The 12,004-nt window shown below is 49.3% G+C and carries 11 protein-coding genes; 3 read left to right on the forward strand and 8 right to left on the reverse strand.

Annotation, left to right across the window (positions count from 1 at the left end; translation table 11 throughout):
* Nucleotides 1–3: 3 nt before the first annotated feature.
* From FPE01S_RS21180 to purD, 4 genes are all read right to left on the reverse strand, one after another.
* On the reverse strand, nt 4–1,029 hold the full coding sequence (locus FPE01S_RS21180) for a rod shape-determining protein (RefSeq protein WP_039139756.1): 1,026 nt from the start codon (nt 1,027–1,029) through the stop codon (nt 4–6).
* A 149-nt stretch (nt 1,030–1,178) separates the two neighbouring features.
* Nucleotides 1,179–2,546, reverse strand: coding sequence for an alpha-L-fucosidase (locus tag FPE01S_RS21185; RefSeq protein ID WP_046371076.1), 1,368 nt, complete (start codon nt 2,544–2,546; stop codon nt 1,179–1,181).
* A gap of 87 nt (nt 2,547–2,633) precedes the next feature.
* Nucleotides 2,634–3,629, reverse strand: coding sequence for a tryptophan 2,3-dioxygenase (locus FPE01S_RS21190; RefSeq protein WP_046371077.1), 996 nt, complete (start codon nt 3,627–3,629; stop codon nt 2,634–2,636).
* Nucleotides 3,630–3,643: 14 nt separating this feature from the next.
* On the reverse strand, nt 3,644–4,921 hold the full coding sequence (purD, locus tag FPE01S_RS21195; RefSeq protein WP_046371290.1) for a phosphoribosylamine--glycine ligase: 1,278 nt from the start codon (nt 4,919–4,921) through the stop codon (nt 3,644–3,646).
* A 139-nt stretch (nt 4,922–5,060) separates the two neighbouring features.
* On the opposite strand from purD, the gene FPE01S_RS21200 reads away from it, so the two are divergent.
* Nucleotides 5,061–6,560 (forward strand): peptide MFS transporter, encoded by a 1,500-nt coding sequence (locus FPE01S_RS21200; protein ID WP_046371078.1) that lies wholly within the window; start codon nt 5,061–5,063, stop codon nt 6,558–6,560.
* 12 nt (nt 6,561–6,572) lie between these two features.
* On the opposite strand, the gene apaG is transcribed toward FPE01S_RS21200, so the two are convergent.
* Nucleotides 6,573–6,959 (reverse strand): Co2+/Mg2+ efflux facilitator ApaG/CorD, encoded by a 387-nt coding sequence (gene apaG / locus FPE01S_RS21205; protein WP_046371079.1) that lies wholly within the window; start codon nt 6,957–6,959, stop codon nt 6,573–6,575.
* A 99-nt stretch (nt 6,960–7,058) separates the two neighbouring features.
* On the opposite strand from apaG, the gene FPE01S_RS21210 reads away from it, so the two are divergent.
* A complete protein-coding gene (locus FPE01S_RS21210; protein ID WP_046371080.1) occupies nt 7,059–8,510 on the forward strand; it encodes an isocitrate/isopropylmalate family dehydrogenase in 1,452 nt (483 codons plus the stop codon).
* Nucleotides 8,511–8,591: 81 nt separating this feature from the next.
* Here FPE01S_RS21210 and FPE01S_RS21215 read toward each other — a convergent pair whose 3' ends face one another.
* The 3 genes from FPE01S_RS21215 to FPE01S_RS21225 all read right to left on the reverse strand — a co-directional run bounded on the left by FPE01S_RS21215 (nt 8,592) and on the right by FPE01S_RS21225 (nt 10,300).
* Nucleotides 8,592–8,936: a translation initiation factor gene (locus tag FPE01S_RS21215; RefSeq protein WP_046371081.1), complete on the reverse strand. Its 345-nt coding sequence runs from the start codon at nt 8,934–8,936 to the stop codon at nt 8,592–8,594.
* Between the two features lie 35 nt (nt 8,937–8,971).
* Complete coding sequence (gene nadC / locus FPE01S_RS21220; protein ID WP_046371082.1) at nt 8,972–9,832, reverse strand: carboxylating nicotinate-nucleotide diphosphorylase; 861 nt, start codon at nt 9,830–9,832, stop codon at nt 8,972–8,974.
* A gap of 72 nt (nt 9,833–9,904) precedes the next feature.
* Nucleotides 9,905–10,300 (reverse strand): DUF4783 domain-containing protein, encoded by a 396-nt coding sequence (locus tag FPE01S_RS21225; protein WP_083990378.1) that lies wholly within the window; start codon nt 10,298–10,300, stop codon nt 9,905–9,907.
* A gap of 184 nt (nt 10,301–10,484) precedes the next feature.
* Here FPE01S_RS21225 and gpmI point away from each other — a divergent pair, with 184 nt between their 5' ends.
* Nucleotides 10,485–12,002, forward strand: a complete 1,518-nt coding sequence (gpmI, locus tag FPE01S_RS21230) for a 2,3-bisphosphoglycerate-independent phosphoglycerate mutase (RefSeq protein WP_046371084.1) — start codon at nt 10,485–10,487, stop codon at nt 12,000–12,002.
* The last annotated feature ends 2 nt before the right edge of the window (nt 12,003–12,004 follow it).

Consider the following 12,004-nt stretch of genomic DNA (forward strand, 5'->3'; position numbering starts at 1 on the left):
TTATCAGCGCATCACAAACGGATAGCGATCGTAATTTTTCAAAGCGATCCCTGTTCCGCGAACCACGCTCTTCAGCGGGTCATCCGCTACGTGAACCGGCAGTTTGATTTTCTGGCTGAGCCTTTTGTCAAGCCCTCTCAGCAACGCACCACCACCGGTGATATACAGGCCGCGGCGGTAAATATCCGCCGCAAGCTCCGGAGGCGTCGTTTCGAGCGCTTTAAGAATAGCTTCCTCTATTTTGAAAATACTTTTGTCAAGTGCTTCCGCAATTTCCTGGAAGCTGACCATGATCTGCTTGGGTATACCGGTTACCAGGTCACGTCCGTTTACCGGAATATCGTCAGGCGGGTTTTCGAGATCTTTCATGGCAGCACCAATCTGGATCTTGATCTGCTCCGCGGTCCTTTCACCGATCAGCAGGCTGTGATAGCGACGCAACGCTTCCATGATATCCGCCGTGAACTCATCACCGGCGATCCGGATACTCTGATCGCAGACGATACCGGCAAGTGCGATCACGGTGATACCGGTTGTACCACCGCCGATGTCGATGATCATATTACCGACAGGCTCTTCAACATCTATTCCGATCCCCAGGGCCGCTGCCATAGGTTCATGTATCAGGTAAACTTCCTTTGCTCCGGCTTGCTCTGCACTGTCTCTTACCGCACGTTTCTCTACCTCCGTAATGGAAGACGGGATACAGATCATCATCCGCCAGCTGGGTGGGAAAAGCGGTTTTTTGGGATAGATCATTTTAATCATCTCCCGTATCATCAGTTCAGCTGCGTTGAAGTCGGCAATAACGCCATCCTTCAGGGGTCTGACCGTCCTGATGCTTTCATGGGTCTTCTCATGCATCATCAATGCACGTTTTCCTACAGCCAGTACGTTCTTGGGGTTGTTCCGGTCAAGCGCCACAATCGAAGGCTCATTCACCACAATTTCATCGTTATGTATGATTAGGGTATTGGCAGTACCCAGGTCCATGGCGATTTCCTGGGTCAGAAAATTGAATAATCCCATTTTGTTTGAGGTCTGATTTTTGGTCAGGATATAATGTCAGCAAAATTGATGCAAATAATTCGATTTATCAAAGTACCCTACCTTGATTACCAGTAATTTTTCCACAATTCTCCAACCTTCGGATAACGGGCAAACAACCCTTTGTAGTATTACAAGCCCCCTTTTCCCCCATACAGGCTGATGGGACCATCCAGTTCCAGCGCCAGTACTGACATATAAGTATCTTTTACTGTTTCAGGAACAGATATAAACACCAGTCCTGGTACCGGACTCCAGGAGATCTTTCCCACAACTTTATGCGGGAGCGTTTGCGCAGTTCCGACAACCCTTACTTTTTTTACCGCATTCTTCAACCCCTTGATCATGATGTTCCCGTTAGGCTTTCCTGCAAGGAACAGGTAAAGCGTTGATGAATCCTTTGAATAGGTGGAAGGTCCATAGTAATGTCCGGGTTGCAAACCGCCCACTGTACCAAAGATTGCTTCGCTGTGCTTGCCGCTCCATTCACCCAGTGCTTTCAGCACGGCAACCTCCTGATCCGGAATGGTGCCGTCTTCTCTCGGTCCGATATCCAGCAACAGGTTACCGCCACTGGATATCGCATCTGCAAAAATGGATATGATCTCTGCCGGCGTCTTCCAGTTCTGGTCCTGCGGCTGAAAGCCCCAGTTGTCGTTAATGGTCATACACAGCTCCCACCACTTTCCTTTGGGTCGTACCACGGGTGTATTCTGCTCTGGTGTTTCATAGTCTCCGTAACCCTGCAGGCGCGAATTGATGATCGCCTGGGAATTGCGGGTCAGAATATTCTTGCGGATTCCAGCCGCATCCCATTCGTCAGCCGAGTGTTCCCAATCACCGTCAAACCAGAACAGGTCCGGGTTAAAACGGTCACTGATCTCTTTGATCTGCGCCTGGTTGAAATTGCTGAAACGTTTCCAACGGTTGGGGTCATCGGCCAGTTTATACCGGCTGCTGTCCTTCAGAAATCCCGGATAATCCGGGTAGGACCAGTCGATCAGGGAGAAATAGGCGCCTTTACGTATACCGTTTTTCTCCAATGCCTTAAAAAAAGGCGTCAGCAGGTCCCGCTTTGCAGGCGTGTTCCGGACCACATCGTAATGTTTTTGTGCGGTTGGCCATAAAGCCACACCGTCGTGGTGTTTCGTCGTAATGACGGCATACCGCGCACCCGAAGATTTTATCAGTTCAGCCCATTTTTCAGGATCATACTTTGAAGCTGTAAAGCCCTTCAACTGGGCCATATAGGCCGGCCAGGTAACTTTCTTATTGTGGAAACTCCAGCTTTCGTCAATGCCATTCACAGCATAGATACCATAATGGATGAATATGCCCAGCTTGGCATCTCCGAACCAGCCCATTTTTGCAGTGTCAGCACCTGGTTGCAGGGAGGCATCCCTGCCGGTAACACCGGTTTGGCCGGATACTGCCAGTACAACCAGCAAACAACACGTTAACGCTGCCAAAGGCAGCACATTTGATATTTTCCGCTTCATGATACGAATGTAGCGCCGGAGCATTCAGCTTACCTGTTCGATTTTCCGAAAGACAGCGCTATTATTAACCCAGCAGTATGCAGCCAGTCAGGTTAGATTCCGGAATCCGAGCATTTGTTCGGTTTCCCTGTTCAGCTGAGGAAGCCGGCTGCGTTCAAGGAGAAAACTGGTCAGCCTTGCAATCTCAGCGAAAATGGCATGTTTGTCCAGCGCTCCTTTCAGATAATCCCGGCCCGTACTGCCACCTGTTCCAACCCTGGAACCAATGATCCGGTGCACCATATTCATATGCCGGTACCTCCAGGTGCTGAGTTGTTCATCCACTTCAAGCAATGTATTCAGCAACTGAAATGGCAGCTGCAGCAAAGGGTATCCCCTGTACAACATAATAAAGAGTGCTGCCCGGCTGGCTCTCGGAGAAAGCTGCCGGTTTTCGTCCCCACCGGTTACAAACACGCTTTCCATAGCAACGAGGTTCGATAGCTCGTTTTCGGATAGGCTGGACCGGTAGGCATCGGTATATGTCGACCACCATTGTTCGTCGTTCTGCGGAAAAGGCATCCTTTCTAACCAGGTATTGAGCAACTGGATCAGCGTGGGGCTTGATTCCGCCTTCCTGATCAGTTCCACCTGTTCCAGCCGAAGCTGCGAGAGGTAATATTCCTGCCCGTGCCGTTGCTGATACAGCAGTCCCAGTCTGGCTTCCAGGGTTTTAAACTGCCAGCTTTGAAATCCCGAGGCCGGCCGCAACATATCTCTGAAGTCAAGGAAATCCATGGGGGTCATCGTCTCCATGATATCAATCTGCTGCACCAGCACCTTTAATATGGTAACGCAGCGTTGCAGCCGGTGGACGACTGTTTGCAATTCAGGCGAATTATCATTGAGCGCGGGCTGTTCCATGATGGCAATCACTGACTCCACTTCAAACAATACCTGTTTGAACCAGAGTTCATAGGCCTGGTGGATAATGATGAACAGCATCTCATCATGGGCAGGTTTCCCCAGGCGCTCGCTTTCAGGTTCCTGTGAACCCAGTATCCTGGACAACTGCAAATAATCGGAATAGTGTACAGCTGGCATAAGCAATGTTGTGATTATTCAAACTCGTAGCCTATATCACGGCGGTAATTCATGCCGTCGAAGGTTATCCCTTCAAGAACTTTCTTCGACTGAGAAACTGCTTCCGGGATGGAATTCCCGTATGAAGTAACGCAAAGCACCCGCCCACCGCTGGTAACAACCTTTTCCCCATCTTTCGAGGTACCGGCATGGAACAACAGGCTGCCGGCCGGCAATCTAAGGTCCAGTCCACTGATCGTTTTTCCTTTACTGTAATCGCCGGGATATCCGCCACTGACTGCCATAACAGTGCAGGCTACACGAGGATCGTGTTTGACCTGTTTTGAAGCCAGCGTCTGATTGCCGGTTGCCAGTAACAGGTCTACCAGGTCGCTCGCCAGGCGGGGCATCACCACTTCTGTTTCGGGATCACCCATACGGCAATTGTATTCTATCACATAGGGTTCGTTCTGCACCTTGATAAGGCCGACAAAGATGAACCCCTTATAATCGATATTTTCTTCCTGAATGCCCTTTACCGTGGGTTTTACTACCCGCTCCAGCACCTTGTTCATGAACTGGTCATCTGCAAATGGTACAGGACTTACAGCACCCATGCCACCGGTATTCAGTCCGGTATCGCCTTCGCCTATCCGCTTGTAGTCTTTTGCATCGGGAAGCAACAGGAAATCTTTTCCGTCGGTGAGAACGAAAACACTCATTTCGATGCCATCAAGGAATGCTTCGATCACCACCTTTTTACTGGCATCGCCGAATTTGCTCTGGCGGATCATCTGGGTGAACTCACCAATGGCTTCTTCCCGGTCGTTCAGGATCAGTACGCCCTTTCCGGCTGCAAGGCCATCTGCTTTTAACACGATCGGAAGGGGGTGCTGCCGGATATAGGCTAACCCCGCTTCAAAATTGTCTGCGTCAAATTCACGGTAAGCAGCTGTAGGAATGCCATGCCGCTCCATAAAAGCTTTGGCGAAAGCTTTTGAACCCTCCAGTTGCGCACCATATTGAGAGGGACCAATAACGGGCATGCCGTCAACCGGGTTCGCGTGAAAATAATCGACAATTCCCCTGACCAGCGGCTCCTCCGGTCCAACGACCAACAACCTGATATCCAGATCCAGGCAAGCCTTCCGGATCGCCGGAAAGTCATTCTGTGACAGGGCGAGATTGATGCCAACCTGGGCAGTTCCTGCATTTCCGGGAGCAATATAAACCTGTGAGCAAAGGGGACTTTGTGACATTTTCCAGGCCAGCGCATGTTCCCGGCCCCCGGAACCTAAAAGCAGGATATTCATAATGATTGTTTCAGATATGTTTGATGGCAATCAGCCCGATCAGGACGCGAAAATAGAGAAATGCCGGCAAAGCACGCCCGGACAGCGTCCTTATCGATTTTATCCATTATTTTGCCGATTTCGTGTAAACACCACAACTATGACGAACGCCACTGCCCCTGTTGCGCCGGCTATTCCCGCCCACAAAGGCCACCCGAAAGGCCTGTATGTTTTATTCTTTACTGAAATGTGGGAACGATTCAGCTATTATGGCATGCGGGCAATTCTTCTACTGTTCCTGCTGGATAAAGTAAAAGGCGGAATGGGTTATGCGGAAGGAGAAGCCGGTGCCATCTATGGTCTGTATACTTTCTCCGTTTACCTGCTTTCATTGCCCGGAGGATGGCTGGCAGATAACGTTATCGGTCAGCGCAAGGCTGTCTGGTACGGTGGTATCCTCATCATGATCGGCCACATCATTCTCGCCATTCCCGGCAGTCATATGGTCTTCTTCAGCGGCCTGGCATTCGTTGCACTGGGAACGGGAATGCTGAAACCCAATATCAGTTCGGTTGTCAGTGAGTTGTATCCGGAAGGCGGCGCACGCCGGGATGCTGCCTTTTCCATTTTTTATGTGGGTATAAACCTTGGCGGATTCCTGGGCATGCTGATCGTCGGCTACCTGGGTCAGAAAGTAGGCTGGCACTATGGATTCGGTGCTGCGGCGGTTGCAATGTTTCTTGGATTGATCGGATACCGGTTCCTGGCACCCCGATACCTTGGCGACAAGGGTATGACGCCCAAGGCGAAACTGGATACACACCATGTCAAAACACCACTTTCACCCCTGAGCTGGGCATTGGGTGGCTTGTTGCTTGCTTTCCTGATCGTGATGCAATTAACCGGGAAATTTTCATGGGTAAGCAAACAGAGTACCGCTACTTCAATGGGACTGATCTGCGTGGCTGTGGTAGTGATCTATTTCGCCAATCTACTTTTCGCTTCAAACCTGGACAATGGAGAGCGGAAAAGGGTGGGTATCCTGTTCATCTTATTCTGGGGGGCGGTATTGTTCTGGGCCGGCTTTGAACAACAGGGCTCGTCGTTTCAGATCTTCGCTGACCGTTATTCACAGATGCCTGCCTGGATGCCTTCCAGCTGGTTCCAGACCTTTAATAATATTTATATCCTGATTTTTGCCCCGATCCTGGGAATGTTGTGGATCTACCTGGAAAAAAGGAAACTTAATCCTCCGACCCTCACCAAATTTGCCATCGCGCTTTTCCTCCTGGCGATCGGCTATTACATCATGGTCATTGGTGCAAAAACTGCTGTTACCGGCGTAAAGGCGCCATTCTGGATCCTGACCTGCACGTATTTCTTTCATACACTCGGCGAACTTTGTCTCAGCCCAGTGGGCCTCAGCTCCTTTACCAAACTCGCACCACCAAGATTTCTCAGTCAGCTGATGGGAATCTGGTTCGTCGCTACAGCCCTGGGGAACCTGTTCGCGGGACTGTTTGCCGGTGGATTTAACGAAGAAAACCTACAGCAGATGCCACAGATGTTCATGAGCATCGTCTGGTTCTGCCTGATCGTTGGCGGCGTAATCTTCCTGCTGCAGAAACCTACGCAGAAATGGTTTGGCGGGATAAAATAAAATCGGAAAACATTAATTGTTCTTAAACGGAACAATCATTTCAAAGGCGGGAATATCGACATCGAAAAATCTTTTGGTGTCGATATTTTCCATTTGATAGGACCCTGACATGCGACCCATTTCGGACCGGAGGTTACATCCACTGACATACTGGTAACGGTCACCGGGCTGCAAAACTGGCTGAACGCCTACCACGCCTTCTCCTTCCACCTCGCGGTATTCACCGTTTGAATCAAAAATGTGCCAGTGACGACGATGCAGTTTTACAGAAAAATTATTGTGGTTGTCGATCGTGATCCGGTAGGCGAACATGAACTCACCTGACAACGGATTCGAATAATCGGGCTGGTAATAGGTTTCCACGCTCACCTCAACCCCCTGGGTGGTTGTACTGCTCATTCAGTGGAATTTGTTTAAAGGTATAAAAAAAATGCGACCCTCCACGTACCTTTGCAGCGCTTATCGCATAACACCACCTATCAAGCAAAATTAATACACATGAAAATCGCTGTAGCTAAAGGAGATGGTATCGGCCCCGAGATTATGGATGCAGTATTGTCCATTTTTGATGCCGCTAAAGTGCCCCTTGAATATGAATTTGTTGACATGGGTAAATGGGTATTTGATAAAGGATTTAACAATGGCATGACTCCTGAGGCCAAGGCAACTATTGAGAAACTGGGCATCCTTTTTAAAGGCCCTATGGAAACGCCCAAGGGAAAAGGTGTAAAGAGCATTAACGTTACTGCACGTAAAACGTGGAATACTTATGCCAACAAAAGAACATTTCAAACACTGTACGGCGTTGATACGGTATTCTCAAAGGCAGGGATTCCGATCGACATTACGATTGTCAGAGAGAATATTGAAGACACCTACGGCGGTGTGGAACATCTGCTTACTCACGATGTGGCACTCAGCCGCCGTTTTATCACCCGCCCGGGCTCTCTTCAGGTGATCCGTTACGCCTTTGAAATGGCTAAAAAGAAGCAGGCGAGAAGAATCACCTGTGGCCATAAGGCGAATATCATGAAATTGACCGACGGGCTTTTCCTGGAATGCTTCTATGAAGTAGCAAAAGAATATCCCGAACTGAAAGCGGACGATGTGATCGTAGACGACCTCTGTATGAAGCTCGTTACACGCCCCGACAATTTTGATGTGGTGGTACTGACCAACCTGCAGGGCGATATTGTCAGTGACCTTTGTGCCGGCCTGGTAGGTGGTCTCGGATTCGCACCATCTGCCAACATCGGAGATCACATCTGCATCTTTGAAGCGGTACATGGGACTGCACCGGATATTGCAGGAAAAAATATCGCCAACCCCACTGCCCTCTTGTTAAGCGGATTTGCGCTGCTGCAACATGTGGGACTGCTGGATACGGCTTCCATGATTGAAAATGCTTTGCTATATACCCTTGAAAGTGGTGTTCATACCGGGGACTTCGGTAGCAAAGAAACGCCATCGCTTAACACTACCGCTTTTGCTCAGGCGATCATTTCCAATTTTGGAAAGAAACCGGCGCATAATCCCAAGCCAGCAATGGTGGACATGCCCACTACCTGCACAGTCATCAACCTGGACAAGAACCCGATGCTGGAAAGCGCTGAAGGTGCACAGGAAAGGATCGTTGGAGTGGATTTCTTCCTGGAAAGCAATCTCCAGCCTGAAGAAATAGCTCAGAAAAGCCTGCGTCACGGTGGAGTTAAATTCAAGCTGGTAAATATCAGTAACCGCGGCACCCAGGTCTGGCCCACTGGTTCAAAGTTCACCAACCTGGTGAACCAGTATAACGTAAGGTTTGAAGGCATCGACGAAACGCCACTGAACCAGCAGGACATTATCGGGTTGTATGTAAGCATGACCGGTAACTTCAAAATCGCATCCCTGGAACTGTTGAACCAGTGGGGTGAAAAGAAGGGATTCAGCCAGGCGCAGGGACAGTAATGATTGTTTGGAAGTTTGGAAGTTTATTAGTTTAATTGTTAGCTGCCCCTGCCTCGCAGGGGCACTTTTGTTTGTACAGGCTTACCCTGCTTTTTTCGCCTGGGTATATCCTTTTTTCTGCAACCAGAGCAGTACCTTGTCCCGCTGGTCACCCTGAATGATGATCTCACCATCCTTTACTGCACCGCCGGTTCCGCAAAATTGTTTAACAGCTTTACCCAATGCTTCAAGGTCGGCACCTGTACCTGTAAAATTGGTGATCAGGGTAACCGCCTTCCCTGCACGCTGTTTTTTATCCAGCATCACGCGGAGATTTTGTTTTGCCGGAGGCAGGGTTTCCGCCTCCTCCTGTGCATCCGGTTCATACCTGAAATCGGGATCTGTAGAATAGACAAATCCATGTTTATCGCCGGGTTTCTTTTTCATAAGTCACTTTTTCAAGCTGTTTTCTAACTGAAGCATTATGCTTTCACTGCTTTCAGGCTGAGGTCCAGACTTCTCGCCTGGTGAATCAGGGCGCCTACACTTACATAGTCAACACCTGTATTTGCATAGTCAAGCAGGTTCTGCAGGTTAATGCCGCCGCTGGCTTCTGTTTCAAAGTCGCGGCCGATCAATGGAAGCGCCGTTTCTATTTGAGGAATGGTAAAATTATCGAGCATGATGCGAAAGACTTTTCCTTTACCAATTGCCACCAGTTCTTTGACGTCTTCCAAAGTGCGTGTCTCCACTTCAATTTTCATCCCCGGCTTTTTCGTCTGCACATAGTGCCATGCTTTTTCAACGGCTTTTGTAATACCCCCGCAATAATCAATATGATTGTCTTTCAGCATGATCATATCGTAGAGGGCAAAACGGTGGTTAACGCCGCCACCGATAGCGACCGCCCATTTCTCCAGCAGCCGGAAATTCGGTGTTGTTTTCCGGGTGTCCAGGATCCTGGTGTGATGGCCATTCAGAACCTGCGCATACTGGTGCGTGAGGGTAGCGATCCCGCTCATGCGTTGCATGCAGTTCAAAACAAGGCGTTCTGCCTGGAGGATGGTGTGTACATCTGCTGAAACGATAAAAGCAGTTTCGCCCGGAACCATTGCTTCACCGTCCTGTTTGTGCCGTTCGAATTTGCAGGCAGGTTCCAGGTAACGGAAGATGCGCCCGGCGGCTTCAACACCAGCCAGGATACCGGCCTCCTTTATTTTCAGAACGGCTGTCCCTTTCTCTCCCGGAGGAATTACGCTTAACGTGGAATGATCACCATCGCCTATGTCTTCTGCCAGACCATTTGCGATCAGTTGGTTAAGTTGCTGGTCAAAATCCATCATGGAACAAATCTAGGAAATAAAAAACCCGGCACTGCTGCCAGGTTCTCAGATTCACGGGGAAATGTTGTTGTCTTATTCCTGCTGGAATCGCATTTCCTGAAGTAATTGTTTTTCTCCTTTCTGCTTCATGAACAAAGTGGTGCGGTAACGGCCATTGTTGGTCATTAACAGACCGATCACGAAATTTGCGCCATTGTTCTCACCCCGGTGCTTCAATTCAAAATTCTTTACGCCTCCGTTATTGCTGAAGAAGTCTTTCAGAATCATTTCAGCCTGGCTGCGGCTGTAGTTATCGCTTTTTTCGGGAAGGGCGATATCGATACGGTTGTCAAAGTAGCGGGAAAGCTGGTTGGCATTTCCCGATTTTAACGCAACTACCACTGAATCCATTTCAGCAGCTTCTTTGTTGGCAAACCCCGTCAGCATCACCCCCACGCTCAATAGGATAATTGTTATTAATGCTTTCATACGTCGATGTTTATCGGTTTTTCAGGCGTTTTCAGGGGAATTCGGAATCGGGTAGGTAACCAATTGCTACCCAAAAGTGTGCCAAGTCGCAATTTTTCCCTTACACACGCCCCGCCCTCCCGGATTTTAGCCTAGATTTACGCTCCGGAAATACCATACCGGCAGATTAAGAAGCAACGGAAAAATGAAAAAAGCAATCCTGATCATCATGGACGGATGGGGACTGGGCAAGGTAGCCGCCAGTGACGCCATTCAGCATTCGAATGTTCCCTTTGTAAGCAGTCTCTATCAAAAATACCCACATACCACATTGATAACCTGTGGGGAAGCGGTCGGTCTGCCGGAAGGCCAGATGGGCAATAGTGAAGTGGGCCACCTTAATCTTGGCGCCGGCAGGATCGTTTACCAGGAACTCCAGCGGATCAATGTAGCCATTCGGGACGGAGAATTTCAACAGAATCCGGTTTTGCTCAGGGCTATCCGCCTTGCCAAACAATCCGGCAAAGCACTGCACCTGCTTGGCCTTGTTTCCGATGGCGGGGTCCATTCCCATACCACCCACCTGAAGGCAATCACCAGTGTGTGCAGGCAGGAAGGGCTTTCCAATGTATTTATTCATGCGTTTACCGATGGCCGTGACACAGATCCGAAGAGCGGCCTCGCCTTTCTTACATCTCTTGAAGCACACCTTGATCAGACAACGGGTAAAATAGCGACTGTTAGTGGCCGTTATTACGCGATGGATCGCGACAAGCGCTGGGAAAGGGTAAAACTTGCCTACGATGCCCTGGTGAAAGGCATTGGTGAAAAATCTGACAATGCACTGTCTGCCATTAAGGATTCGTACGACAAGAACATTACAGACGAATTCATCCTGCCAACAGTTATCACCCAGGCAAACGGGAACCCGGTCGCTACTATCCAGAATGGTGATGTTGTGCTCTGTTTCAATTTCCGTACCGACCGCTGCCGTGAAATTACTGAAGTGCTGAGCCAGCAGGATTTTCCTGATTTCGGTATGAAGCACCTGCAACTGGACTATACAACCATGACAGAATATGACAAGACCTTCAGGGGAGTTTCAGTCATATTTGAAAACGACAACCTCAACAACACACTTGGTGAAGTATTGGCTGCCCAGGGAAAAAAACAGATCAGGATCGCCGAAACCGAGAAATACCCCCACGTGACTTTCTTTTTCAGTGGCGGGCGCGAGGTGCCTTTTGAAGGCGAAACCCGGATCCTGAAACCTTCTCCCAAGGTGGCAACCTATGACCTGCAGCCGGAAATGAGTGCTTATGACCTCACCGATGCACTGGTTCCTGAGATCGAAAAGGAATCGGCAGATTTTATCTGTCTGAACTATGCCAATACCGACATGGTGGGCCATACCGGCGTTTTCTCCGCAGCGATCAAGGCTGCAGAAACCGTAGACAAATGCGTGGAAAGGGTGGTAACGGCAGCACTTGCCCATGGTTATACCATCTTTCTGACCGCAGACCATGGCAACGCAGATTACATGATCAATGAGGATGGAAGTCCTAATACCGCCCACACGCTGAACCCCGTTCCGCTTTTCGTTATTGACAACGAATGGAAAGGTGTACTGCACCCCGGAAAACTTGGCGATATCGCCCCTACCATTCTCACATTTATGGGATTACCTATTCCAGCTGAAATGACCGGAAAAATCCTGATTTGATT

The organism is Flavihumibacter petaseus NBRC 106054 (assembly GCF_000974785.1).
Classification (GTDB): domain Bacteria; phylum Bacteroidota; class Bacteroidia; order Chitinophagales; family Chitinophagaceae; genus Flavihumibacter; species Flavihumibacter petaseus.